This window comes from Micromonospora sp. SH-82 (genome assembly GCF_051132485.1).
GTDB lineage: Bacteria > Actinomycetota > Actinomycetes > Mycobacteriales > Micromonosporaceae > Micromonospora.
In genome coordinates, this window is sequence record NZ_CP148049.1 from 1,262,913 (window position 1) to 1,288,016 (window position 25,104).

The window sequence follows — 25,104 nt, forward strand, 5'->3', positions numbered from 1 at the left end:
AATTGGACAAATTGTCGGCTGGCTGTGCGATATGTGTCGGCGGGCGACCGTAATAGCCTGTCGCGGTGTCGAGCAGAACCTCTTTCCTCACGCGACTTCCGGAACCGGCCCGGGCGACCCTCGGTTGCCTGACGGCAGTGGCTGTCGCCGCCGCGACGATCTGGTACGTCGGACCGTGGTCGTCCGACGAGGAACCGCAGTTGGGTCCGGCCCGGCCGGTCGGAGCACCGGTCTCGGTCTCCGGTCGTACGGTCTCGGTGCTCGGGGCGGGTGACATCCTCGTCCACCCGCAGCTGTGGGACCAGGCACGCCGCGACGGCTCCTTCGGCTACCTGGACTTCCGGCCGATGATGGCGGGAGTCCGTTCCACGGTGTCGGAGGCCGACCTGGCCCTGTGTCACCTGGAGACCCCGGTCGCCCCGCCCGGGGGGCCCTACGTCGGATTTCCCACGTTCAGTGTCCCCGAGGAGGTGATCGCGGGCATCAAGCACGTCGGGTACGACGGCTGCTCGACCGCCTCGAACCACACCATCGACCAGGGACTCGACGGTGTCCGGCGGACCCTCGACGCCCTGGACCGGGCGGAGGTGGGGCACACCGGCAGCTACCGCAGCCGCAAGGAGTCCACCCAGCTGCGGATCTACCGTGCGGAGGGGGTGCGGATCGGTCATCTGAGCTACACCAAGAGCTTCAACGGGCTGCGCCCGAAGCCCGGGCAGGGCTGGGTCGCGCAGCTCATCGACCCGGACCGGATCGAGCAGGACGCCCGCCGCCTCCGGGCCGCCGGTGCCGAGATCGTCGTGGTCAGCCTGCACTGGGGCACCGAGTACGAGCACGAGCCCGACGTCGACCAGCAGACCTGGGCCCGCAGGGTGGCGGCGATCCGGGACGTCGACGTGGTCTTCGGTCACCACGCGCACGTCGTCCAGCCGGTCGAGCAGGTCAACGGCAAGTGGATCGTCTACGGGATGGGTAACCAGCTGGCACGGCACGCCGAGCCGGTCAACGCCAACCGCGACGGGGTCATGATCCGGGTGACCTTCGGTTCGAAGTCTGCCGCCGATCGGTGGAAAGTGGTGGCCATCGAGGCGATCCCCACCTTTGTGGATCTGAATCCGGATATCCGTTTGGTCGATCTGGAACGCGAATTGGCCGATGCGTCCCTGACGCCCGGACGGCGGCGAATCTACGAAGCGGCAGTCGAGCGGATCCAGGGAAATCTGCTCACCAGATCCGCCGACGAAGCAGGTCTGGTGGTGCGGGCGACACCGACGCCGGGTCAGTGACGACAATCAAACAAACAGTTCTGTCGTACCTCTCGAACCGGCCACTGGGGATTGCTAGCATTCCGGCGCCGGTCGATCTTGCCGGTGATCCGTCCGGTCGGTCGGGTCCGACCGGGAGGGCGACGAGGTTCGGTGTTGGACAACCAGCGGCGCTTCGCACCCCGATCCCCCGACGATTCGCCGGAACAGCTGCTCGCCTGGCGTCGGCGGGCCCTCGACCAGCAGCTGCCGGCAGCGGCCTTCCCGGCCGGGACGACGGCACCCTCCCTGGCCTACCTCTGGGCCACCATGCTGGTGGTGGCCGTGGCGATCCTCGGGTTCTCGGTGAACGCCGACCGCGCCGTACCGCCGGCCGTCGTCGACTCCCAACTCGACCTGGTGTCCCGCCTGGCGGCGGCGATCCAGACCTCGGCGCGTACCACAGCCGAGGAGTTGGACGGCACCGTCGCCGGGCGGGGCGGCGCGACCGACGAGGACCTCCTCGCCCGGGTGGTCGCCGACGGCGGCCCGTGGATCGGGGCGGCGATCGTGGCGAACGCGGACCGGCGTCCGGCCGCCACCCGAGGTGCCGAGGTGCCGATCGACCTGCTGCCGGCCGTCCTGCCGGCGGGTAGCACCGTCGCCGTCACCACCCCCGACGACCCGATGCTGGTACGGGGAGTCGTCCTGGACCCGGATCGGACGCTGCTGGCCGTCCAGCCCCTGACCATGCGCAACCTTCGGCTGAACCCGGACGCCGGACACGGCATCTTCATGCTCACCCCCGGCGGCGGCACCAGCCTGATGCAGGGGGCCAACGCGGTCGACGCGACGCACCTGCCGAAGATCCTGGAAGGACTACCCGAGTCGACCTCCCGGCAGAGCCGTGAGGTGCTCGTCGAGGAGTGGTCCGACCGTCGGCTCGTCGTCTCGTCGGCACCGGTACGCGGCACCGGCCTGGTGGTCGCCTCCGTCCTGACCGCCGACGTGACCGAGGGGACGTCGGCGGTGACCGGGCTGCTCCTGGGGCTGAGCCTGCTCGCCGTGGCGGCCCCGGCCTTCCTGCTGATGCGGATGTTCCTGGTCCGGCCGGTGCGGGCACTGTTGCGGCAGGCCAAGGCCGACGCGTGTGGCGCGACCACCACGACCCGACCGACGTACCGGATCGCCGAGGCGTACCGGATCGACAGGGCCCTCGCCCTCACCTCCGGGGCGGGACTGGCCCCGGGACGTCGGTGGCGTCCCACCGTCCTCCAGGGGCTCACCGTCGCTGTGGTGATCGCCCTGCTCTGGCCGGTGGCGGCGGTGGTGGTGACGCTTCGGATGCCCGCCACCTCGATCCCGGCCCAACTCGTCAACGACAAGGAGAACCGGGCGGAGGAGGCGAGCAGCGCACTGGGCAACGCCCTCGACGGCGGCCTCCAGGCCGTCCGGCAGGCCGCCCGCTCGGTCGACCCGGGGAACCGGTCGGGCGCCACCCGGGTGATCGAGGGGGGACTCGCCGACGAGCGTCGACTCCGGGCGCTCTACCTGGTCGACCGGGACGGCAAGGTGCTGGTACGAGCCGGTCGGGAGCCGCTGCGCACCACCGGGCCGGTTCCCGGCGAGACCGGGGTGCACCTGGACCCGTCGGTCACCCGGCTGCCGGTGGTGTACGCGTACCACCGTGTCCGTGGCGACGGCCACGCGCTGATCGGCGAGTTCGACCCGGACCGCCTCCTCGGTCTGGTCCGGCGCATCGACGGCCGGGTCCGGGTGGTCGACTCGGAGCTGCGGACCGTCCTCGACTCGGTGGGATACCAGGCGTTCCAGCTCCTCGAAGGCGACACGGCCCGGGAGGTGGCGGTCGAGGCGCTGCCCGGGGACACCGTCAGCCGATCCGTCGACGCCGACGGCGAACCGGTCCTGATCGCCGCCGCCGGTCTGGCCGCTCCGGCGACCGTCGCCCACCTGGAATGGTCGGTGGTGGTCGAGCAGCAGGTCGCCGCCCTCCGCCTGCCGCAGCTCATCGAGCGGCGCTGGACGCTGCTGGTGGCCGGCGCGGTGGTCGGCATCGTCCTGCTCACCCAGATGTGGCAGCTCTACATCTTCGTCCGGCCGCTGCGCCGGTTGGCCGCCGTCGCGGACCGGATCGCCGACGGCTCGGTGGACGTCCCCGTCCCCCCGCAACGCCACGACGACATCGGGGCGGTCGCCATGTGTCTGGAGATCTGCCGCCAGGTGCGGCACACCGGATCCGCCCGGTTCGGCGGCACCATCCGGATCCGAGGCTCGGAGGCGAACTTCACCAAAGTGCTGCCCCGGGTCCAGCGGCCGGCCGCGACCGCGGCCAGGAAGGGCTGACCGGTGGCCTACCTCTACACCGTCTACGGGCTCTGCTGCCTGGCCCTGCTCGTCGCCGGGGTGATCGAACAGCGCAACCACTACCGCAACCTGGAGCGGATCCCGCATCGGGTCCTGGTCAACGGCATCCGGGGAAAGAGTTCGATCACCCGCCTCTGTGCCGGTGCGCTGCGCGGCGGCAACCGGGTCGTGGTGGCCAAGACGACCGGGACGGCGGCCCGGTTCATCTTCCCGGACGCCAGCGAGGAGCCGGTACACCGCAAGTTCGGCATCGCCAACGTCGTCGAACAGATCGGCATCGTCCGCCGGGCCGCCGTGTACCACCCCGACGCCCTGGTGATCGAGTGCATGGCGGTGATGCCGGCGCTCCAGGAGATCAACCAGAGCAAGCTGATCCGGTCGAACATCGGGGTGTTGTGCAACGTACGGGAGGACCACCTCGCCGAGATGGGTCCGACTCTCGACGACGTCGCCCGGTCCCTGTCCCGGTCCATGCCGGTCGGCGGGGTGTGCATCACCGCCGAGAAGGACCGGCTGGCCATCCTCGAACAGGAGGCCGCCAAGCGGGACTGCCGGTTGCTGGCGGTGGACCCGGAGACGGTGACCGACCGGGAGATGGCGGGGTTCGGGTGGATCACGTTCAAGGAGAACGTGGCCATCGCGCTGGCAGTGGCCGAACAGCTCGGCGTCGACAGGCAGAGCGCCCTCGCCGGGATGTGGGCCGCCCCGCCCGACCCGGGGGTGCTCTCCGTCGCCCGGGTGCTGCACGGGACCAAGCGGGTCCGGTTCGCCAACATCTTCGCCGCCAACGACCCGGAGTCGACGTTCATGAACATCGAGCAGCTGGAGAAGCAGGGGCTCATCGGTCGTCCGCTGACCATGGTCGTCAACTGCCGACCCGACCGGATGGAACGCAACGGTCAGATGGGCGCCCTCAGCGGCCGGGTACGCCCGGAGAGCATCGTGCTGATCGGGGAGATGACCCGCAGCGCCCGCACCAACGTCCCGGCCGAACTCCAGGACCGGGTGGTCGACCTCGGCGGGAAGATCCCCCCTGACCGGCTGTTGACCGAGGTCCTCGACGCCACCGGGCAGGACTCCTCGATCGTCGCGGTGGGCAACATCCACGGTCAGGGCGAGGTGCTCCTGCACGAACTGGCCGCCCTGCCGAGCTGGGACCCCCAGGACCAGGGCCGGGCCGAGTCGATGCTGCGGACCCCGACGATGCCCCGCCCCGACGTGGACGCCGCGACCGTACCCCTGATGGAAAGGATCCGCCGGTGACCTTCGGGGGAGAACTCAGCGCCCAACTGGCGACCGCCTGCCTCGGCATCGGTCTGGTCTTCGCGCTGCTGTGCTACCTGACCACGAACCTGTCCCCCGGCGGGATGATCACGCCGGGGTGGATCGCCCTCGCGTTGATCGAGGATCCGCTCCAGGCCGGGGTGATCGTGGTGATGACGGTGGTGACGTACGGCCTCACCCGGCTGATGCAACGCATGGTCATCCTCTACGGCAAGCGCCTGTTCGCGGCGATCGTGCTGCTGAGCGTGTTCCTCCAGATGAGCCTCTTCGTGCTGGTCCAGGGGGAGCTGCCGTTGCTCTTCGCCCACCAGACCCTCGGCTTCGTCGCGCCGGGGCTCATCGCGTACCAGCTCGTCCGGCAGCCGCCCCGGGCCACAGTCATCGCCACCGCACTGGTCACCGCCATCACCTACGGGGTGGCGTTCAGCGGTGTCGTGGCCGGCTTCGTCCCGGTCACCTGACCCTTCGGAGAACAGTGAACTACCGGACCTACTCCCGTCGGCAGGCCGTACTGCTCACCGTGGGGGCCTTCGCCCTGCTGGTGGGCGGCAGCACCGTCCTGTACGCGGTGGCCCGCCCGCCCGCCCCGAAGTACGTGCTCACCCTCGGCACCGAGGGGCCGGCGACCGCCGCCCCGACCGGCCCGGGACTGAGCTACCGACGGCTCACCGCCCCGGACCGTACCCAGATCGTCGACGCCTCGGGGGCGACCGTGGCGATCATGACCGACGGGTCCCGGACGGCACACCTCGCCGGTCCGCGCCGGACGCTCGCCGAACCCCGCTTCACCAAGGCGAAGGTCCACCTCGACCACTGGGTACGGCTCGCCCCCCGGACCTGGCGGGCGGGGGCGGAGAACGAGAAGTGGTTCGCCGACTGGCTCACCAAGGCCCGCCGGGACCGGTCGGCCGACGTGCTGGCCGTGGCCATGGAGTACACCTACCTGGGCGCGCCGAAGAAGGACGCCGACGGTCGACAGTACTCGGGTGACGCCGCCTTCGGGCCGCTGTCCGACCTGGACCCGGACGGGCGGGCGGAGAACTCGGACTTCTACGACTACCTCGGCATCCCGTGGAGCTTCCCCGACAAGGAGGAGAAGCCCGCACCGGCGCACTTCCTGAGTCTCGACTGCTCCGGTTTCCTCCGGATGGTCTACGGATACCGGCTCGGCTACCCCCTGCTGGGCACCAACGAGAAGGGGCCGGGCCTGCCCCGGCGGGCCACCGCGATGGCGTCCGTGGGCCCGGGGACCCTGCTGATGCAGAACACCGGTCGGCGAGCCCGGGAACTCGACCGGCTCCTCCCCGGTGACCTGCTCTTCTTCAACGCCGGGCCGGTCCAGGGGGCCAACATCGAGCACTCCGGGATCTACCTCGGGGTGGACGACCGGGGGCACCACCGCTTCATCTCCAGCCGGACCACCGCCAACGGTCCGACCATGGGCGACCTGGGTGGCGAGTCGACCCTCGACGGGACCGGCTACTGGGCACAACGCTGGCGTACCGCCCGCCGACTCTGATCCGGGTGTCCGGGGCACCCGGCCGGGTCCGGGTGTCGGGTGTCGGTGGTCAGGCGTCGGTGGTCAGGCGTCGAGGTGGGGGGCGATGGCGGCCGCCGCCCGGTCCCGTCCGGCCGCGTTGCGCCGTACCGACCAGCCCAGCTCCAGGTGGACGAAGACGGCGTCCAGTTCGGCCGCCGCCCGGCCCTGCTGGTTGCGGGTGCCCTCCAACTGCCCGCACCGCTGCACCCAGGCCCGACACGGGGAGATCCCGGCACCGGCCAACCCGTCGGCGATCCGCTCGGCGAGGGCGTTGCGCGCCGCCGACCCGGTCGAGACCACCGCCTCGGCCCCCCGAAGGTTCCGGTCGGCGAACCCGTGCACCTGCACCTGCGCCAGACCGGCCCGGGCGAACTCGACCGCCAGGAGGTGGAACAACGACCGGTCGTTGTGGGCCACGTCCGCAGCGCCGTCCGCCGCCCGACGGTGGGCCCCCGCCATCAGCAGGACGCTTCCGGGGACCCGCCGGTACAGGTCCAGCCCGATCAGTTCGGTGTTGATGTCGAAGCCCGGATGGGGCACCTCGATCACCCGCCGTACCGGGGCGCTCCGGTCGACGAGGACCACCCCCCAGGTGCGATCGTCGGAGCCGTCGGCGGCCAACGCGGTGGTGGGACGGTCGGTCACCGGGTCGACGCCGTACCCGAACCGGAAGCCGAGCCCGCCGAAGGCCCGTTCCTGGCCCGCCCGGTCGTCCGGGTCGAGCAGCGACCCGGCGGCGTCGCGGGCCTGCCGCTGCTCCCCGGCGTCCGGATCGCGGTACGGCCCGGTGGGCGAGAGGCCCGCCATCACCTCGCCGATCAGGGATTCCGGGTCCACCGTCGGCGGGGGGTCGGCCGGTCGCCGTCCGGCGGCGCAGCCCGACGGCGCGAGCAGCGCGGCAGCCGCCACCACGAGCAGCCCGCGTCGACCGGGGTCGACGACGGACCGGATCGCGGCACCTTCCATCGGTACGGTCATCCGGCAAGCTTGGCAGAGCCCCGAAACCCTGCCCCCGTCGGCCGCCCGACGGATTTGGTCGTCCGTGACCGGTTTGCCGCGCCGATCGCCGGGAAGTCGGTACGGGTGCGAGCATTGCTGACGAGGATCGAGCAGGCCAGCCGACTGGACCGGGTGGGCGACCGGATGCAGAGGGTGGTCCAGTCAACCCTGCGTCCCCAGCGGGTGCGCGACTTCCTGCACGGGGTGTGGTTGGGCCACCCCCTGCATCCGGCGATGGTCCAGGTGCCGGTCGGGGCGTGGCTCAGTGCCGCCGTCGTCGACCTCCTGCCCGGGCAACGTCGGGCGGCGACCGCCCTGGTCACCCTGGGTACGGTGAGCGCCGTACCGGCGGCGGTGGCCGGGTGGAACGACTGGGCGGCGCTCTCCCGTGACCAACGTCGGGTGGGGCTGGTCCACGCCGGCGCCAACATCGTCGGGTTGACGCTGTACGCCGGCTCGTCGATCGCCCGACTCAACGGCCGACACGGGCTGGGCCGTACGTTGAGCTATCTCGGGTTGACCGCCGCCGGCGCCGGGGCGTACCTGGGCGGGCATCTGGCGTACAAGCAGGGGGCGCAGGTCAACCAGAGCGTCTCCGAGCTGCACCGGATGAGCGACGGTTGGCACCCGTTGGCCGACCTGTCCGACCTCCCGCAGCGGGAACTGCTCACCCGGCAGGTCGACGACGTCTCGGTGATCCTCTACCGGCACGGTGACGAGGTCACGGTGATGCTGGAGCGCTGCCCGCACCAGAGCGGCCCGCTCGGCGAGGGCGAGGTGCAGCAGATCGACGGGCACGCCTGTGTGGTCTGCCCCTGGCACGGCAGCGCGTTCCGGCTCAACGGCGGTGAGGTCGTCCACGGTCCGTCCGGCAACGACCAGCAGACCCTGCCGACCCGGGTGGTCGACGGCGTCCTGGAGACCCGGCTGCCCTGACGGGCGGCCGGTCCGGAGCAGTCCCGGCCACCGTCGGTCGCGGCCCGTTCCGGCCACCGTCGGTCGCGGCCGGGGGACGCCACCGTCGGTTCGCGGCCGGGACGGCCGGTGTCAGTCGCGGCGGTGTCGACCGCTGGGGCCGCCGCCGGAACCGCTCGTCGCGCGGGGGACCGCCGGTCGGCGGCGCAGCCCGAGGACGGCACCGATCTGCGCGCCCACGATGCTCGCCACGGCGAGGACTGCGGAGACCGCGAGCGGCCTGTTGACCCCGTCGTCGTGGTTGCCCCGGGCGGCCCCGGCGGCCAACAGCGGCGGGGTACCCGACTCGTGGTCCGGCGAGTCCGGGTGCGGCTGGTCGGCCGGGGGCGCGGCGGCGTCCGGGGTCGGCGACTCGGCCGGGGCGTCGTGGCCGGGCGGGGCGTCGTGGTCGGGCGCGACCGGGGCGGCGGGGGTCGTCGGCCGGGCCACGAGCCGACCGGCGGCGTGCGCCCGGGCACCCTGGTCGTCGGCTTCGGCGGGGAGCTTCAGCAGCTGGCCGGGGCGGATCCGGTCCGGGTTCTTCAACCGGTTGAGCTCGGCCACCTCGCGGTAGTCGGCGAAGTCGTCCAGGTACCGTTCGGCGACGGCGCCCAGGTAGTCGCCCTTCGCCACCCGGTAGACCGGGCTCACCGCCGGTTCGGCCGGACCCAAACCGGACCGGTCCGCCCCGGCACCGGCGAGGTTCACGGTGAGCCCGCCCGGTCCGGCGGCGGCCTGCGTCGAGGCGACCGGGGCGGACTGGGTGACCGCCGCCGGTGCGGCCTGCGAGGTCCCGGCGGGGGCGTACGGGTCGGCCAGGGAGGTGGCGGCGGTCGCCGCCGGGCTGGCGACGATGATCAGCGCCATCGCGCCGACGAGGGCAGCGGCGGCCTTCTGCTGGCGGCCCATCCCGGGGATCCGGGGCGCCGGACGGCGGAAGATCTGGGCGAGCAGTTCGACGAGCACCGACAGGGCGAACGTCGCCCACCCGAACCACCCGACCAGGGCCAGTGCCCGCAGGAAGAGCTGCCCGTCGTCCCGGCTGGTGAGGGTGGTGCCGACCTCGGCGAGGGTGGGCACGTGGTCGGGGAGCGGATTGCCGGCGAGGGCGATCAGCGCCAGCGGGCCGCCGACCAGTACCGCGCCGAGCACTGTGAGCGCGCCGAGTCCGGTGAGGACCTGTCCCGTCCGCCGTACGGCGGTGCCACGCGGTGCGACCATGGCTGCGTTCCTTCCTACGGACCTTCGGTGAGGGTGCGGGCGGTTGCCTCGCCGGAGACGGTGACCCGGTCACCGAAGCCGAAGAGGCCGAGCAGGAACCGGTCGTAGCCGACGTCGACCCGTACTCGGATGTGCTTCTCGCCGTCGACGACCGGGAAGGTCACCGAGTGGCTCGTCACCCCGGCGGCGGCGAGGTAGCTGCGGACGGCGGCGCGGGCGTCGTCCTCGTCGATCTCCTTGCTGCCCCCGGCGATCGCCCTGGCCCGGTCGATGGACTGGCCGCCGGAGCGGGCCGCCTCGGCCGCCAGGTTCTGCGCCCGTTGCGTCGACCGGAGCTGACCGGCGCCGTCGAAGGCCAACCCGATGATGGCGAGTACGCCGGTCAGGGCGACCGCCAGGAAGAGGCTGACCCGCCCGCTGTCGTCGTACGGCGACGGGCGCGGGTGCCCGGTCATCCCCGACTCCGGTAGCGGTCCAGGGGGGAGGTGAACTCCGCCGAGACGGCACGCCGGACGGGCATCCCCGGCATTCCGGGTAGCCGGAAGTCGGCGAACGACACGACGCAGGTGACCCGGACGGACACGGCGCTGGACTGGTTCGCGGTGGTGCCGAAGGCCGCGTCGAAGGGGGCCGTCCGGCCCCCGACCGAGCCGGTGAACCGCAGGGCCGGCGGCTCGGTGCAGTCGAGCTCCGACCAGTCCAGTCGGACCCGGGCGGCGTCGGCTGCCGCCGACCGGGCGGTGACCGGGTCCCGGGAGATCGAGGCGGCGCGGGCGGCGTCGTGGGCGGCGGACTCGATCGCCTCGGCGGCGATCGCCGTCCGCCCGGCGACCCCGGCCAGGGCGATCAGCGCGAAGAAGGCCGGGGCGAGGATCGCCACCTCGACCGAGACCGAGCCCCGGTCCCGTCCCCGGCCGGTGTCCTGCCGTCCCCCGGTGGGCGTCCGGCTCATGGGGTGTCCCCTGTGGTCCACCGCTCCCGGGTGCCGTGGGCGGTCTGCCGGACCGGGAAGTCGACCCCCGGCACCACCGACAGGGAACGGCCGGTGACAGTGCAGGTCACAGTGGTCGTGGTGGTGGTGCAGACCGGTCCCGGCCGGTCCCAGTCGACGAGCCAGTCCCCGGCGACGTCGAGGAACCCGACGGCCCGGGCCTCACCGGCCCCCGGCTGCGCCTGGTGGACCCGCTGCGCGTTGACCCCGCTCTGCGCGGCGTGCAGCGCCGTGGAGCGGGCCACGAACCAGACGGCGACCTGGATGGAGGCGAACAGCAGCACCAGGATCACCGGCATGACCACTGCCAGTTCGACAGGGTTGGCACCCTGGTCGGACCGGGCACGGAGGTGCTCCCGCGCCGGGCGGAGGGCTGCCGTGACCCGGCGGTGGACGCCTCGGAGCGGACGGGACCGCGACGACTTCTGCACTGTCGCTAGGGCGCGGGCGGGCCGGGGACGGCGTTCATCCAGGAGTCGACCCGGCTCCGGACCACCAGGGTCACGGCTGCCGCAGCGGCGACCAGACCGAAGATGATCACGGCCGTGGGGACCGGGCTGTCGCCCCGGTCACCGGCCCGGCGCAGTTCGGTGAGGCGGGTCAAGAGCACGACGTGCAGGTAGGCGACGAGACGCATGGGTTGCTCCTAGGGATGGAAGGGGCTAGAGACGGGCGACGAACGGGTAGGCGACGAAACCGAGCAGGACGAAGACCAGCAGCGCACCGGGGATGTCCAACCGACTGGTGATCCCCTCGGCCCGGGCCAGGTTGTCGGTGCGGATCTGGTCGCGCAGCGAGTCCGCCCGGGCGCGCAGGGTCTCGTGCACCTGGGCACCCTCGCTGCCGGAGGCCCGCATGATCGCCCCGACGTCGCCGAGTTCCGGGATGCCCAACTTGTCGGCCAGGTCCCGCAGCTCGTCCCAGGGGGAGTGCATCTGCATCTGGGCGATCCGCAGCGACTCCCGCAACCTGTCGAAGACCCACCCGTCACAGACCATCGCCGCCCGTTCCAGGGACTGCACCGGCCCGTGCGCGGCGGAGAGTTGCAGGGCCACCAGGTCCAGGTAGGCGCAGACCGCCTGGCGGAACTCGGCCCGCGCCCGGTCGGCCCGGTTCAGTACGTCCCGGTGGGCGACAAGCGCGCAGAGGGCGGCCGCGCCGATCCCCCCGAAGACCGGCAGGGCCAGCGGCATCCCGATCCCGGCGAGGAAGGCGACGGTCCCGAGCACTGTCGGCGCGGCCAACCCGATGAGGGCGGAGAGCAGCAGGGACAGCGTGTACTGCTCCGGGGTCCGGTCGATCAGGGCCAGTTCCCGGTGCGGTGGCCGGACCCACCGGGCCGCCCCACCGAGCCAGTCCAGCCGACGGCTGCCGGTGGACCGGCCGGTCCCCGGGGGCTGGTGCAGCCGACGCAGCGCCGGCCCCAGCGCCGGGGTGGCCGGCAGGGCCTCCTGGACGAGGAGGAACAGGCCCAACCCGACCACCCCACCACCGACCACGGCGAGGGTGAGCTGCCAACTGAGGATCACCGCAGCGCCTCCTCCGGGTCGGGGGCGGGCAGGAACCGGGCCGGTGGAGGCGGCTGACTCATGGTGCGGACCCAGACCAGCAGGGCGATGAAACCGGCCCCGAGGACGATCATCACCAGCTGCCCGGTCGGGGTCCCGTACGGCTGCATGTACTCGGCGTTGAGCAGCCCGTACGCCAGGGTCGCCAGGGTCATCCCGGTGAGGAACCGGACGGCGAACCGGGGTTGGGTCCGCTTGGCCTCCACCTCCCGTCGGGTGGCCACCTCGGCCGACGCGGCGGCGGCGATCGACCCGAGTACGTCGCCGAGGCGTTCCCCCCGATCGGTCAGGTGCAGGATCAGCGCCGCCACCACCTGGTCGCCGACCGGGTCCCCGATCTCCTCGGCGAAGGCGAGCAGGGCGGCCCGCGCCGACCAACCGGCCTGGAGTCGGGCGGCGAGGACGCGTACCTCGTCCTCGATCTGCTCCGGGACGGTGGTGACGGTCCCGATGATCGCCTGCTGGAGACCCTGGCCGACGGCGGAGACGTCCTTGAGTCGGCGGGTCCACTCGCCGACCGCCTCGACCCGGGCGATCGCCTGCTGCTCGGCCCGGCCGACGGAGAACAGCCACGGAACCCCGGGCACCGCGATCGCGACCAGCAGCCCCACCATCAGCAGCCCGGTCAGCAGGAAGGCCACCGCCCCGACGACCACCGCGCCGATCAGGAGGCGCTGGTGTCGACGCTGCTCCCGTCGACCGGTGCCGGGGCCGACCCAGAGGCGGCGCAGCCCGGCTCCGGTGGCGGGGCGGGCCGGACGACGGGTGCCGACCAGGGCGACGACGGCGAGGATCATCCCGGCGACGCAGGCCGCCCCGGAGAACACCGCGACGAGTTCGATGCTGCTGGTCACGGCCGTCTCACCGCCGGGCCAGTCGGGTGTGGCGGGGACGACGCCAGGCCCCGGCGCCCGCGTCGATCCACCGGCTGAGCAACCGGGCGTCGTAGCCGACCCGGAGCAGCTGTTCGCGTACCCGCTCGGGGAGGTGCCGGGGGACGGCACGGCCGTCCGGGCCGGGGGCGAACACGGCGGTGGTGACGATCCGGTTCCCCTCGCCCACCCCGACCACCTCGTCGACGTACGAGACGAACCGGTGCTTGCGACCCCCGATCGCGGTCTCGTCCTCGACGCTGACGTAGACGATCAGGTCCAGGGCGTTGCCGGCCATCCGGCGGGCCTGTTCGACTGTCATCTCCCGCCCGTGGGAGAGCGCCAGCTCGATGATCCGCTCGCTCACTCCCGCCGGGGTACGGGCGTGGATGGTGCAGAGCGACCCCCGGCTGGTGGTCATCGCCTGGAGCATCGGCACGATCTCCCGGGACCGGACCTCCCCGACGATGATCCGGAGCACGCCCATCCGCAGGGAGACCGGGATCAGGTCGGCGATGCTCACCTCACCCGCCGGTCGCCCGTCGAGTCCGCGTTCGCCGTGCCCCTCCCGGGCCTCGAAGCTCATCACCGCCCGGTGCCGTCCGCCGTCGCGGGTCGGCAGCAGTTCCCGGCTCTCCTCCAACAGCACGAACGGCTCGTCCGGGGGGATCTCCGCCATCAGGGCCCGCAGCACAGTGGTCTTCCCGGCCCCGGCCAGCCCGGCCACCATGATGTTCAGCCCGGCCCGCATCGACGCCCGGAGGAAGTCGCGCAGCAGCGGGTCGACCATCTCGTCGAGGTCGGCCCGGCCACCCGCCAGTTCGTCGAGGGTGACGTCGAGGGTGTTGTGCTTGCGGATCACCGCGTACGGGCGCTGGCTGACCAGGAACACCGCCGCGAGGCGGCTCCCGTCGGGCAGTTGCAGGTCGAGCGTGGGCTTGGAGGTCGACAGGGACCGTTCGGTCGCCCCGGCCCGACGGGCCGCCGCCTGGAGGATCTCCACCAGTTCGGCGTCGCTGTCGGCGATCGGCTCCCCCCAGTCGACCCCGCCGCCGTGCCGGGTGATCCGGATCTGGTCGCAGCCGAGGATGTGCACCTCCTCGATGGAGGTGTCGACGAGGAGGGTCTGCAACCGGCCCAGCCCGACCAGTTCGGCGGTCACCTGGTCGAGCAGGATCCGCTCCTCACCGGCGGGCATGGGGGTGCCGGCCCGACGGACCGCGTCGGCGTACCCGGCGACCACGTCGACGGCGAGCCGGGCCCGCTCGACGTCCTCCTCCTCGACTGTGAACTCCCGGCCGCGCTGCCAGAGGGTCAGCCGCTCGCTCAGTTCCCGGCGCAGCTCCCGTACCACTGCGAAGTCGGCCCGGCGGGACGGCGTCTCCGCAGGTGGAGGCGGTGCGGCGGGGGTGGGAGCCGGATTCTGGGGCGGCGGGGGATGCCCGTTCGGGGCCGTCAACGGTGGGGCGATCGAGGTCACCCCGGGCTGCGGACCGCGCGGGTCGTGCTGGACCGGCTCAAACCGCATCCGGCACCTCCTCCGCCGGCCAGGCGACCCGGGCCCGACGGTGTTCGAGCATCGCCCGGACCGGACCCTCCAGCCCCCGCGCCGCCCGCATCAGCGGCCGACCGGCCCGGACGGTCCCACCGAGGGTGAGGACCTCAGCGGTACGCCTGTCGTCGGGTATCCGGGCGATCACCGGGACCCGCAGCGCCTTGGCGATCTCGGCGTCGGAGTGTCCGTCGCCGACCAGGAGCAGCCGGAGCGTGCCCGAGGGCACCCGGTGCTCGACGAAGTCCCGCTCGATCGCCCGGACCACGGACCGGGTGACCGACAGGTCGGGCAGGTTCGCCCGGGTGACCAGGAGGACCACTGTGGCCGCCCGCAGGACCGGCCAGGGCGGGCCGGACACGTGCAGCCGACCGCAGTCGACGAGGACGTCGTACGGCGGTCGCCCCTTCTCCAGGTCGGCGAAGAAGTCGGTGAACCGCTGCCACAGCGGGGTGACGCTGCCCGCCTGGGCCGGGTCGACCACCCCGGGCAGCAGCAGCCGCTCCCGCTTCGGCGCGTCCAGGTCGACCAGTTGGGACCAGAACGCCTGCTCCAGGTTGCCGTCGCGCAGCTCACCGACGGCCAGCTCGCCGATGCCCCGAGGACCGTTGAGCACCCCGCCCAGGTAACCGGCCATCACCGAACCCCCGGCCGGGTCGCACTCGGCGAGGATCAGGCGACGGTGCCAGGCCAGCGCGCAGGCCAGCGCGGTGGTGGTGACACCGGGCGACCCCTTGGCGGAGACCAGCGCGACGATCGCCACGTCTCAGGCCGCCCTGGTCAGGACGAGGGCGATCCGCTTCTGGGCGGCGAGCACCACCACCGCCGGGACGTCCCGGTTGGCCAACGCCAGGTAGACCACCACGCTGCCGGTCTCCGGGGTGGCGGTGTCGATCACGGTGGCCTCGAACCGGGTGCCGGGACCCTTGCCGTCGGAGTTGCGGTCCGGGGTGGTGACCAGCAGGACCTCGTCGCCGGGGCTGAGCTTCCGGGCGGGCACCTCACTGGGGGGTAGGCCGAGTGCGATCTGCTGCTGCCCCGAGCCGAGCAGCGGGTCGTCGGTGAGTTGGGCCATGGTCAGCAGGGTGCCCGGGGTCAGCGACACCGCCGCCCGTTTGCCGACCACCTCCCCGATCCGGTCGGCGGCCACCGGGGACAGCCCCTGCCCGCCGGCCACCTGCACGGTGACGAGGTCGTCGGCGCCCACCTCCCGGCCCACCTCGACGGCGCGGGCGACGGCGAGGTAGGTGCCGGTGGCCCGGACCGAGGTCACCGCGAACGCGGCCCCCAGCCCGCCGAGGGCGATCAGCAGGACCGCCAGGCCGAGCAGCCCGGGACGCATCCGGCGCTGTCGGAGCACCTTCGGCGGTACGACCGGCGCGTCCACCGGGCCGGTACCGCTGCGCGTCACCACACTCACCTGGTCACCACCTGAAGTTCGTCGATCTCGATAGTGGTCGCGTTGCTGGTCCGGGTGAGGGTGAAGGAGTCCCCCGCCCCGCCACTGCTGGCGCTCCAGCTGACGGTCCAGAAGGTGGTGGCGCTGATCCGGTACCGGCCCGCCTTCGGGTACCCGTCGTCGTATCCGCAGTCGGGGGAGGGCCCACCGGCGTGCGGGCCGTCGGCCCGGTACGGGGTTCCGGGGCCGAGGCAGGTGCGCTTCTCCCCGTCGCCCATGTTCCAGACGGTCCGGTCGACCCGGGCGGTGATGGTGACGGTCAGCCCCCGGTCCGAGGCGGAGGCGCTGATCGGTCCGAAGTAGTTCGGCCCACGGCTGGCCCACATCCACACCGGCAGCCCGACCAGGCCGGGGCCGTTGCCCCGGCGGGGGGCGACGGCGATGTTGGGCTCCCGGAGACTGATCGAGGCGAGCGCCCGGCGGGCCAGCTCCTCCGGGTCCGGTGGGGCACCGAAGCCGGGGGGCGGGACGTCGCGCAGCTCCTGCCGTTGGGAACCGGGGTCGTCGACGCAGGTGACCGTGTACCAGAGGCTGCCCTCGACCTCGGTGGGCTGCGGCTCGGAGACCCGGTAGTAGCAGCCGTCGCCGTTGTTGAACGAGCCGAGGACGCTGTCGTGGCAGGGGTACTCCTGTCCCTCCCACTGGCACCTGGCGGCCGGGCCGCCGCCGCCCGGACGCCCGCCGCCGTCCCCACCGTCGTCGCCGTCCCCGCCACCGCCGGGGTCACCCGGCGTACCCGGGTCGTCGTCCCAGACGTTGCAGTCGTCCTGCCCGGGCGGGCACTCCGCGCCCGGGTCGGCCCGACCGGCGGCCCGGGCCGCCCCGCCGGGCCGGTCGCCACCGGCGGACGGGGCCACGACCAGGGCCGCCGCGAGCAGCAGCGCGGCGAACACCGCCGACGTCCGACCCCGGGTCAGCACGGCTGGTCCTGGTGGGCGTTGCCCCTGCTGATCCGCCACCTGCCGTCGGGATACCTGACGGCGGTGGCGGTGGCCAGGTGTCGACTGCCGGCCGAACCCGGCACCACCTTGCGGTCCTTGGTGTAGACCAGCCGATATCCGGTGGTGTCGAGGCAGTCCTGGATCTCCACCGTCGGGGGGTCGGCCTCCAGGTCGACGCCGGTCACCGTGGGATCGGAAACCAGTTTCCCGGTACGCATCGCGCCGTTCTCCTTGGCTTGGCGAATCGTCAGTCGAACCCGGGTCAGCAGGGGGTCGGCGAGATGTCGTGTCAACTCCGGATGCTGCGGGTCACTGGTACGGCTGGCCATCCTGGTCGCCTCCAGATATCCCTCGTACGCGGCCAGGGCGTCCTTTCGGGCCGCCGACTCCTCCTGGGCGGAGGGGCGGGCCGTGGTGGCGGCACCGGTCGCCCGCGACGGGTCGACGGGAGGCGGATCGGTGCCGCATCCGCCGACAGCCACTCCCAGCGCCACCAGCACGACCAGGCCGGCGCTGCGTCGACGGGGCTGTCGTGCGCGCGACAACGGGTGCCTCCTCGATCGACCCGAGGGTGGCCCGGGATCGTCGACGACCTCCGGGCATGCGGCAGTGTCTCCGGATCCCGATATTCGGAACCGATGCGCCTGTTCCACATTCACCTGTACGGATCTTGAAATTGCAGGGGTTGTGTTCGTCCTGGTCAGCCTCGTGCGCCTGTGGTTCTCGGGGTTGCGTAGTGCCTAGGGGGCGAGCATAAGCTGACGCCCGCCGATACAACAGAGGCAATTCGCCCGAATACGCACGGTGATGGATGGGGGAGGTGTCGGGTGGCAGATCACGGTGCGTTCCGGTGGTCCGATCAGCGGTGGGCCAAAACGGGACGCAGTGCAGCCGAAAAGGCTTCGGGTGTCCGGAGATCCGCTGGTCAACGTCGATGCAATCCGGTCACTTCTCGCGCCATCCGCAACAACCAGGCCCCGCCGCGACTACGGAACGTGCTGGGTGGCCCGGGGGTGGGGGCGGCCCCGACATGCCTGTGAAACCCCGGGAGACATCGCCCACGTCTCGGGGCGTACGGGTGTCGGCGGCCCTGGCCGTCGTACCGCTGCTCCGGCTGGCGGTGGTGCGGCACGCCGTACCCGTGGGGTCGCCGTGGCGGGCCGGGTGCGCGGGCTGTGCCGCCCCGATCGGCCTGGACCGGCCGTGGCCGGCGTTGAGCCCGGTGGCGCGGTGCGGGCGGTGCGGCACCCGGGTCGGCGCGCCGCCCGGCGTGGTCGAGGCGGCCGTCGTGGCGGCGGTGGCGGCGGTGATCCTGATCGGAGCACCGCCCCTGCCGACGGTGGCGCTGCTGTGGTGGCTCGGATGGGTGGTGCCGGCGACCCTGGTGGACCTGGCGGTGCACCGACTGCCCGACCGGCTGACCTATCCGGCGGCGGCCGGCACCTGGACCCTGCTCGGGCTCGCCGCCGTCACCGGGGCGGGGGCGGCACCCTGGCTGCGGGCCACCGCCGCCGGGCTCGTCCTGGCGCTGTCCTTCGCCGCCACCACACTCCTGCTGGGTCGACGCGGGTTCGGCCTCGGTGACGCCAAACTGGCGCTCGGCGTGGGCCTGCTGCTCGGCTGGTACGGGTGGTCGGCGCTGGTCGTCGGGATGCTGCTGGCGTTCGGCTTCTCCGCCCTGGTGAGCCTGGCCCTGCTCGCCGCCCGCCGCGCCACCTGGTCCACCCACCTCCCCTTCGGCCCCCACCTGACCCTCGCCACCCTCACCACCCTCCTCCTCCTACCCCACTGACCCACCCCCCTGACCCTCCCCTCCCTTCCCCTCCCCGGCCGCCCGCCGCCCGCCCGGCCGCCCGCCCGGCCGCCCGCGTGATCAAGGGGTTTGTGTCAGTGGGCGGTCCGTCGGTGACGCAAACCCCTTGATCACGGGACTTGTGGCAGCGGGGCGGCCCCTCGCGGGCGGAGGGCGGCGGGGTGGGGTGGGTGGGGTCAGTGGGGGGTGTGGGTGGGGACGGGTTGTTGGCTGCGGTGGGTGCGGCGGCGGATGAGGTTCGTGGTGGGGGTGACCAGGAGGGGGGCGAGCAGGAGGACCACTGTGGCGCCGAGGATGACGCCGACCAGGGCGTCGTGCGGGTAGTGCACGCCGACGTAGACCCGGGAGAAGGCGGAGAACGCCGCGATCGGCAGTGCGTACCACCCGAGGGTGCGGTGCAGCAGGTAGGTGCCGGCGGCCAGCGCACCGGCGATCGTCGAGTGGTTGCTCGGGAAGGACCAGTCACCCACCGTGGGGCACTCCGAGGCGACGATGGCCACGTCGGTGAGGACCTGGCAGGGGCGGCTCTGGGTGATCACCAGCTTGAGTCCCTCGCTGAGCCCGTACGCGAAGACCACAGTGGCCGGGACGACCAGGACGAGAGCCTTGTCCCCGGGGCTGCCGCCGAGGCGCCGCCAGGCGGCGAAGAGCAGGAGCAGGCCGAGCAGGATGATCGACGCCTCGGTGAAGTGGACCATGAACCACTGGGCGGCTGTGGGATTGGCGTCGGCGAACTCCACGACGTCCTGGTACAAATCAGTGCTGATGTCGGGAACATCCGTCACGCTGGTGTGAAACATACCCTATCCCATCATGCGTTCAGCGTCTGTTTACCGCACGGCACCGCAGGAAATCATCTCCGTTCACCACCAGCGTTCACTGGTGAACCGGAAACCTCACCTGAGACTCAGTGGCCGCTCGGTCAGCCCCGGCTGGCCGGCGACGAGTGGAACTCCCGAGCTGGAGGCGACGTGCAGAGCAGCCCCACCGTCGATGGGCAGGCGACCTTGCCCGATGCGGCGGACGAGGAGAGCTGGCGGATCCGGCGTACCGAGTCCGACCTCGACCGACTCGCCGAGACCGAATCGATCTTCGCCCTGAGCAACGGGTGGATCGGCTGGCGCGGGACGCTCGACGAGGGCGAGCCGTACGGAATGCCCGGCAGCTACCTCAGCGGCTTCCACGAGCAGCGCGAGTTGACCTACCCCGAGGACGGGTACGCCTTCCCGCAGAGCAGCGACACCGTGATCAGCGCGCCCAACGCAGCCCTGGTCCGGCTCCGGGTCGGCGACGAACCACTCGACCTGCGGACCGGCACCCTGCGCCACCACGAACGAACCCTGGACCTGCGGGCCGGAGTGGTCGAACGGCTCACCGAGTGGATCTCGCCCGCCGGGCACGGCGTACGCATCCGCAGCACCAGGCTCGTCTCCCTCTCCCGGCATCCCATCGCCGCCGTCCGGTACGAGGTGGAGCCCCTGGACGGGCCGGTCGAGCTGCGGATCACCTCCGACCTCCAGGCCAACGAGCGGGTGCCGGAACGCTCCGACGACCCCCGGGCGGCCTCGATCATCACCGACCCCCTCACCGGCGAGTACCGGCACCACGACGGCGTCGACGGCGTCCTCGTGCACCGCACCGAACACAGCCGACAGCGGGTCGCCGTCGGGGTGGCCCACGTGGTCGACACCCCCGACGAGTGGCACACCGACGTGGACCTCACCGACGACCGGTTCCGGGTCACCCTCACCGGCACCCTGACCCCCGGCCGGCGGGTCCGGCTCGACAAGTTCGCCGCGTACGAGTGGACGTCGACGGCGGGGGGCACCGGTGACCGGGACCTGGCCGACCACGTCACCGAGGAGGCGGCGGCGGCCCGTACCGAGGGGTTCGACGCCCTCCGCGCCGACCAGCGGGCCGCCCTCGACGTCGCCTGGCGGACCGCCGACGTGGTCCTCGACGGCGACGACGAGCTGCAACAGGCGATCCGGTTCTCGGTGTTCCACCTGCTCCAGGCCGGTCGCCCGGACGTGGACCGGACCATCCCGGCCAAGGGGCTGACGGGTAACGGCTACGACGGGCACGTGCTCTGGGACACCGAGGGGTACGTCCTGCCGGTGCTGACCTACCTGGCTCCCGCCATGGTCCGTTCGGCCCTGCGCTGGCGCCACGCCCACCTGCCTGAAGCCCGGGACCGGGCGGCCGAGCTGCGGCTGACCGGGGCCACCTTCCCGTGGCGGACCATCGGCGGCCGGGAGTGCTCCGGGTACTGGCCCGCCGGGACCGCCGGAATGCACGTCAACGCCGACATCGCCGACGCGGTGCTGCGCTACGTCGCCGCCACCGACGACCAGGACTTCCTCGCCGAGGCCGGGCTGGAAATGCTGGTGGAGAGCGCCCGACTCTGGCACGGCTTCGGACACTTCTCCGACACCGGCAGCTTCCACATCCACGGGGTCACCGGCCCCGACGAGTACACCGCCCTGGTCGACGACAACGTCTTCACCAACCTGATGGTCCGGCGGAACCTGCGCGGGGCGGCCGACGCCGCCGAGGCCCACCCCGAGGTGGCGGCCCGGTTCGGCGTGGAACCGGCCGAGATCGCCGACTGGCGGGCCGCCGCCGACGCGGTCCACGTGCCCTACGACCGCAAGCGGGGGGTGCACCAGCAGTCGGCGGGCTTCACCGAACTGCCCGAATGGGACTTCGACGCCATGACCGAGGACGACTATCCGCTGCTGCTGAACTTCCCCTACCTGGAGCTGTACCGCAAGCAGGTGGTCAAGCAGGCCGACCTGGTGCTGGCGGTGCAGCGATTCCCCGGTGACTTCGACGCCGAGGCCAAGGCCCGCAATTTCGCCTACTACGAGGCCCGGACCGTCCGCGACTCGTCCCTGTCGGCGTCCGCGCAGGCGATCGTCGCCGCCGAACTCGGCCACCTGGACCTGGCGTACGACTACCTCGCCGAGACCGCCCTCCAGGACCTCGCCGACCTCGGCGACAAGACCGGCGACGGCCTGCACCTGGCCTCCCTGGCCGGGGCCTGGCTGGCAGTGGTGCAGGGCTTCGGCGGCATGCGCGACGACCAGGGACTCCTCGCCTTCGACCCCCGACTGCCCGACCGGGTCGACCGGCTGGTGTTCAGCCTCCGGTGGCGGGGACACCGGCTCCAGGTGACAGTGACCCCGGCGGGCGCCCGGTACGAGCTGCCCGACGCCGAGCCCGGGGCCGAGGTGGAGTTCCGGCACCACGGCGAACAGCTCCGGGTCACCGCCGCCGCCCCGGTCACCCGGCCGCTGCCCGACCTGCCCGACCACGGCCCCGAGCCTGCGAGCCCGCCCACCCTCCGCCCCTCCCGCCGATAGGGAAGGGGCACCGTCAGTCGGCGGGGACGGCCGGTGCGGGCAGGCCGGACATCCTCGCCAGGACCCCTTCCAGGGCCTCGAAGGCGTACGCCCAGTTGTGGCACTTGAAGCTGCGCAGCCCGCCGATCGGGGTACGGCAGTCCACGCAGTACACCCCGGCGATGGCGGCCGGGACCTCGGTGTTGACGTACCGCCGGTCACCGAGGATCACCCGGGCGATCATCGCCCGGTCGTGCACCCCGGAGAGCGCCGACGAGACGATGTCGAGCCAGTTGACCCGTCGGCCGCACTTGGGGCAGTCCGGCTCGTCGCCGCTGACCCAGAGCGGGGCGCCGATGGTGCGCGGCGGCATCCCGAGCTGCTTCTCGATCCGGCGTACGTCGGCTTCGGCTGTGACCCACCGGTGTCGACCGGGCAGGCTCGCGGGGGAGTCGTACACCGCCCGGAAGAGGACCTCGTCCACCTCGACGGTCCTGCGTGCACCGGTCACGGCGTACCCCCTCTGTTCGTCGCCACGGTCGCGCCCACCACCGACGGTCGCAACCGGATCAACGACACGGCCGGTCGGCGGGTTGCCGACCGGGCCGGGCGGACCCGGAGGTCATCCGGTCAGGACCGGCCGGTGGTCTGGGCCGAGGCGAACGGACCCACCGGCTCCGCGACCGTCTGCGCGGGCCGGCGGTCCCCCTCCGCGACCGTCGGCACGGGGTGGTGACGCTGCCGGTGCCGGCCGGGGAGCGCGGCGGCCTTCCACCGCAGGGCCGGTCGCTCCACCAGATGCCACGAGGGTACGGCGAACAGCAGGCTGCCGAGCACGCTGAGCAGGACGTACGCGGTGATCCCGAACCGGTTGCCGCCCAGCAGCGCGATCACCTGCTGAACCGGGAACGAGTAGATGTAGAGGCCGTACGTGTAGTCGTGCCGGCGGAGGTGGCGGGTGAACCGGTCCGGTGCCGCGACCGCGACGTAGAGCAGCAGGTACGTGAAGGCCGGCAGGCCGAAGGCGTAGAACCCGCCCCATCCCAACGTCCCGACTGTCACCACTGCGGCCACCGTGGCGATCCGGCCGTCCATCGGAACCCGGTGCGCGTAGAGCCGCAGCACCGCCCCGAGCAGGAAGAGGAAGCCGAGGTGGAGCATCCAGTCCGCGGCGAACGAGCCGATCAGCGGGAACGGACCCACCGCACCGTGTGCCGGTGGGCGACTCGTCCAGTCGGGTGCGGTGAGGACGTCGCGCAGGATCAGCAGGTAGCAGCCCCCGGTGAGGACCAACACCGCCCGGGGTGCCCGGGACAGCACCGCCGTCCCGATCAGTACGGCCACGACGGCGTAGAACGCGAGGTCGTAGCGGAGGGTCCAGAGTGATCCGTCGAAGGCGCTGGGGCCGCCGCCGACCTGGCCGAACGGCGTGCTGGTGAGCAGCCCGGAGATGGTGAACTGCTCCATCGAGGCGAACCAGTTGGTCCGGACGTACTCGACGGGTCCCTGCGGGTGACTCCAGAAGCCGCGAAGTGTGCCGCGCTCGACGAGGGCGACGAACGGGGCGAAGGCGAACGCGGTGACCAGGAGGCAGACCCACAGCCCCGGGAAGACCCGAAGCAGCCGGGCCCTGACGAACCGGGTGAACGAGGAGCGGAGCCCGCTGTCGGTGATGAGGAACCCGGAGACGAAGAAGAAGCCGTACAGCGACAGCGCGCCGAGGTCGCTCTGCCCGGACGAGAGGCCGTGCCCGGGAGCGGGTCGACCGAATCCAAGTGGCCAGGCGTGGGCGACGATCACGCCGACGGCCAACGCCACCCGCAGCGTTCCGAACGCGTTTCGCCGGGCCGAGTAGCGCTCCGACAGTGGGGTCGGACGGGCGCGCTGAAGTCGGGACGCGAGCACAGGTGACTCCTCACAGACAACGATGACTGTCAGGATTATGACCGAATCTGACATGCTTGATTATGCTTTGCCCGTTTTCGCCGGTGCCGGTGCCGGTGCCGGTGCCGGTGGCGGGGCTGGGCGGGCCGGTGTGCGCGTGACGGCGATGCGGCATCACTGCCGAAGTGTTCCTGGGAGCTGCCTGAAGGAAGTCTGACGGACGTCTGTGTCGGAAAACGAATATGCCTCGTGGGTGTCGACGGCATCGCCGGCGCGGGACACTACCGCATCTACGTCGATGTTGGTACCCACAGTGTTTCCGGGCAGTCTCCGGCACTGCGTGAAAGTGCAGGTCAGATTGGCGATAAATTGACGTGTGAGAGTTGTTGCACCCACCCTGTCCATGGTTGAGGGGTAGCGACGGCCGCGCGGCGGCTGATAGCGTTCGATCTATCGGAAACACCCCTATCAATGAGAGGTGCATCAGTTGAGAAAGTTCGCCCTCGGGCTTGCCGGTGCAGCGATGCTCATCGCTTCTCCCCTCGCGGCGCCAGCGTTGGCTGCCCCCGCGTCGGCGGTCCCCGCACAGGTCAGTGCAACCGAGATCTGGAAGTGCTGGACCACGCGGGGGAACACCGAGACCATTCCCCGTGAGCAGTACTGGAGCTGCGTCGGTGGAATCGTCCAGCGGATCAGCACGTACGACGGCAGCCTCATCGCCAAGTACGACGGGAACTGCGCCAACGGGGTGTGGCAGCGTAACCGCAGTGCGACCTGGGTCGACATGATCCTCTACTGCCCCTCGGACGGCCGCCCCCGGTCCTGACCGGCCCATCCGAACGATTCGGTGAATGGTTCCTGGAATCTCTCCGGACCTAATGCTGGCTTGCAATAATTGTCTTCATGTTTCCTTTCTTGGAGCTGGAGGTGACGACGGCTGCGCGGCGACCGAGAGCGTTCGATCTACCACCAACCATTCCGGTCAACGAGAGGTACAACAGTGAGAAAGTTCGCCCTCGGGCTTGTCGGTGCAGCGATGCTCATCGCTTCTCC

The 25,104-nt window shown here is 72.0% G+C and carries 25 protein-coding genes; 9 read left to right on the plus strand and 16 right to left on the minus strand.

Annotated elements, in window-relative coordinates; genetic code table 11:
* Nucleotides 1-65 precede the first annotated feature (65 nt).
* The 5 genes from WHN02_RS05890 (at nucleotide 66) to WHN02_RS05910 (ending at nucleotide 6,432) form a co-directional block, all read left to right on the plus strand.
* Entirely contained in the window at nucleotides 66-1,286 is a 1,221-nt protein-coding gene (locus WHN02_RS05890; protein WP_434742409.1) for a CapA family protein, read from the plus strand.
* A gap of 132 nt (nucleotides 1,287-1,418) precedes the next feature.
* Nucleotides 1,419-3,608, plus strand: coding sequence for a HAMP domain-containing protein (locus WHN02_RS05895; protein ID WP_434742410.1), 2,190 nt, complete (start codon nucleotides 1,419-1,421; stop codon nucleotides 3,606-3,608).
* A gap of 3 nt (nucleotides 3,609-3,611) precedes the next feature.
* Nucleotides 3,612-4,892, plus strand: coding sequence for a poly-gamma-glutamate synthase PgsB (gene pgsB / locus WHN02_RS05900; protein WP_434742411.1), 1,281 nt, complete (start codon nucleotides 3,612-3,614; stop codon nucleotides 4,890-4,892).
* Nucleotides 4,889-5,374: a poly-gamma-glutamate biosynthesis protein PgsC/CapC gene (locus WHN02_RS05905; protein WP_434742412.1), complete on the plus strand. Its 486-nt coding sequence runs from the start codon at nucleotides 4,889-4,891 to the stop codon at nucleotides 5,372-5,374. Before pgsB ends, WHN02_RS05905 begins: the two co-directional genes overlap by 4 nt.
* Nucleotides 5,375-5,388: 14 nt before the next feature.
* A complete protein-coding gene (locus WHN02_RS05910; protein ID WP_434742413.1) occupies nucleotides 5,389-6,432 on the plus strand; it encodes an NlpC/P60 family protein in 1,044 nt (347 codons plus the stop codon).
* A 63-nt stretch (nucleotides 6,433-6,495) separates the two neighbouring features.
* Here the strand turns inward: WHN02_RS05910 and WHN02_RS05915 are convergent, their stop codons facing one another.
* Complete coding sequence (locus WHN02_RS05915; RefSeq protein ID WP_434742414.1) at nucleotides 6,496-7,431, minus strand: hypothetical protein; 936 nt, start codon at nucleotides 7,429-7,431, stop codon at nucleotides 6,496-6,498.
* Between the two features lie 105 nt (nucleotides 7,432-7,536).
* Between WHN02_RS05915 and WHN02_RS05920 the strand changes: the two genes are divergently transcribed.
* The gene (locus tag WHN02_RS05920; protein WP_434742415.1) at nucleotides 7,537-8,388 is read left to right on the plus strand and encodes a Rieske 2Fe-2S domain-containing protein; all 852 of its coding nucleotides are present in this window, start codon (nucleotides 7,537-7,539) and stop codon (nucleotides 8,386-8,388) included.
* 111 nt (nucleotides 8,389-8,499) lie between these two features.
* Here WHN02_RS05920 and WHN02_RS05925 read toward each other — a convergent pair whose 3' ends face one another.
* From WHN02_RS05925 to WHN02_RS05980, 12 genes are all read right to left on the minus strand, one after another.
* Nucleotides 8,500-9,627: a LysM peptidoglycan-binding domain-containing protein gene (locus tag WHN02_RS05925; protein ID WP_434742416.1), complete on the minus strand. Its 1,128-nt coding sequence runs from the start codon at nucleotides 9,625-9,627 to the stop codon at nucleotides 8,500-8,502.
* 14 nt (nucleotides 9,628-9,641) lie between these two features.
* A complete protein-coding gene (locus tag WHN02_RS05930; protein WP_434742417.1) occupies nucleotides 9,642-10,082 on the minus strand; it encodes a Tad domain-containing protein in 441 nt (146 codons plus the stop codon).
* Nucleotides 10,079-10,579, minus strand: coding sequence for a TadE/TadG family type IV pilus assembly protein (locus tag WHN02_RS05935; RefSeq protein WP_434742418.1), 501 nt, complete (start codon nucleotides 10,577-10,579; stop codon nucleotides 10,079-10,081). Before WHN02_RS05935 ends, WHN02_RS05930 begins: the two co-directional genes overlap by 4 nt.
* Nucleotides 10,576-10,929 carry a TadE family protein gene (locus WHN02_RS05940; RefSeq protein WP_434743832.1) on the minus strand — a complete coding sequence of 118 codons (354 nt, stop codon included), beginning with the start codon at nucleotides 10,927-10,929 and terminating at the stop codon, nucleotides 10,576-10,578. The genes WHN02_RS05935 and WHN02_RS05940 overlap by 4 nt, the downstream gene beginning before the upstream one ends.
* A gap of 125 nt (nucleotides 10,930-11,054) precedes the next feature.
* Complete coding sequence (locus tag WHN02_RS05945; protein ID WP_350897507.1) at nucleotides 11,055-11,255, minus strand: hypothetical protein; 201 nt, start codon at nucleotides 11,253-11,255, stop codon at nucleotides 11,055-11,057.
* A gap of 25 nt (nucleotides 11,256-11,280) precedes the next feature.
* Nucleotides 11,281-12,144, minus strand: coding sequence for a type II secretion system F family protein (locus tag WHN02_RS05950; RefSeq protein WP_434743833.1), 864 nt, complete (start codon nucleotides 12,142-12,144; stop codon nucleotides 11,281-11,283).
* A complete protein-coding gene (locus WHN02_RS05955) occupies nucleotides 12,144-12,983 on the minus strand; it encodes a type II secretion system F family protein (RefSeq protein ID WP_434743834.1) in 840 nt (279 codons plus the stop codon). The genes WHN02_RS05950 and WHN02_RS05955 overlap by 1 nt, the downstream gene beginning before the upstream one ends.
* Before the next feature lie 64 nt (nucleotides 12,984-13,047).
* On the minus strand, nucleotides 13,048-14,586 hold the full coding sequence (locus tag WHN02_RS05960) for a CpaF family protein (RefSeq protein WP_434742419.1): 1,539 nt from the start codon (nucleotides 14,584-14,586) through the stop codon (nucleotides 13,048-13,050).
* On the minus strand, nucleotides 14,576-15,373 hold the full coding sequence (locus tag WHN02_RS05965; protein ID WP_434742420.1) for a ParA family protein: 798 nt from the start codon (nucleotides 15,371-15,373) through the stop codon (nucleotides 14,576-14,578). The genes WHN02_RS05960 and WHN02_RS05965 overlap by 11 nt, the downstream gene beginning before the upstream one ends.
* 3 nt (nucleotides 15,374-15,376) lie before the next feature.
* Entirely contained in the window at nucleotides 15,377-15,952 is a 576-nt protein-coding gene (locus tag WHN02_RS05970) for an SAF domain-containing protein (protein ID WP_434743835.1), read from the minus strand.
* 74 nt (nucleotides 15,953-16,026) lie between these two features.
* Complete coding sequence (locus tag WHN02_RS05975; protein ID WP_434742421.1) at nucleotides 16,027-16,989, minus strand: hypothetical protein; 963 nt, start codon at nucleotides 16,987-16,989, stop codon at nucleotides 16,027-16,029.
* The gene (locus WHN02_RS05980; RefSeq protein ID WP_434742422.1) at nucleotides 16,983-17,555 is read right to left on the minus strand and encodes a hypothetical protein; all 573 of its coding nucleotides are present in this window, start codon (nucleotides 17,553-17,555) and stop codon (nucleotides 16,983-16,985) included. The genes WHN02_RS05975 and WHN02_RS05980 overlap by 7 nt, the downstream gene beginning before the upstream one ends.
* A gap of 485 nt (nucleotides 17,556-18,040) precedes the next feature.
* Between WHN02_RS05980 and WHN02_RS05985 the strand changes: the two genes are divergently transcribed.
* Nucleotides 18,041-18,802 (plus strand): prepilin peptidase, encoded by a 762-nt coding sequence (locus WHN02_RS05985; RefSeq protein ID WP_434742423.1) that lies wholly within the window; start codon nucleotides 18,041-18,043, stop codon nucleotides 18,800-18,802.
* 197 nt (nucleotides 18,803-18,999) lie between these two features.
* Here WHN02_RS05985 and WHN02_RS05990 read toward each other — a convergent pair whose 3' ends face one another.
* Nucleotides 19,000-19,623, minus strand: a complete 624-nt coding sequence (locus tag WHN02_RS05990; RefSeq protein WP_434742424.1) for a phosphatase PAP2 family protein — start codon at nucleotides 19,621-19,623, stop codon at nucleotides 19,000-19,002.
* A 171-nt stretch (nucleotides 19,624-19,794) separates the two neighbouring features.
* On the opposite strand from WHN02_RS05990, the gene WHN02_RS05995 reads away from it, so the two are divergent.
* A complete protein-coding gene (locus tag WHN02_RS05995) occupies nucleotides 19,795-22,188 on the plus strand; it encodes a glycoside hydrolase family 65 protein (protein WP_434742425.1) in 2,394 nt (797 codons plus the stop codon).
* A 13-nt stretch (nucleotides 22,189-22,201) separates the two neighbouring features.
* Here the strand turns inward: WHN02_RS05995 and WHN02_RS06000 are convergent, their stop codons facing one another.
* Nucleotides 22,202-22,678 carry a hypothetical protein gene (locus tag WHN02_RS06000; RefSeq protein ID WP_434742426.1) on the minus strand — a complete coding sequence of 159 codons (477 nt, stop codon included), beginning with the start codon at nucleotides 22,676-22,678 and terminating at the stop codon, nucleotides 22,202-22,204.
* A 119-nt stretch (nucleotides 22,679-22,797) separates the two neighbouring features.
* Nucleotides 22,798-24,072, minus strand: coding sequence for an acyltransferase family protein (locus WHN02_RS06005; protein WP_434742427.1), 1,275 nt, complete (start codon nucleotides 24,070-24,072; stop codon nucleotides 22,798-22,800).
* Nucleotides 24,073-24,538: 466 nt separating this feature from the next.
* Between WHN02_RS06005 and WHN02_RS06010 the strand changes: the two genes are divergently transcribed.
* On the plus strand, nucleotides 24,539-24,877 hold the full coding sequence (locus tag WHN02_RS06010; RefSeq protein WP_434742428.1) for a hypothetical protein: 339 nt from the start codon (nucleotides 24,539-24,541) through the stop codon (nucleotides 24,875-24,877).
* Nucleotides 24,878-25,104 lie beyond the last annotated feature (227 nt).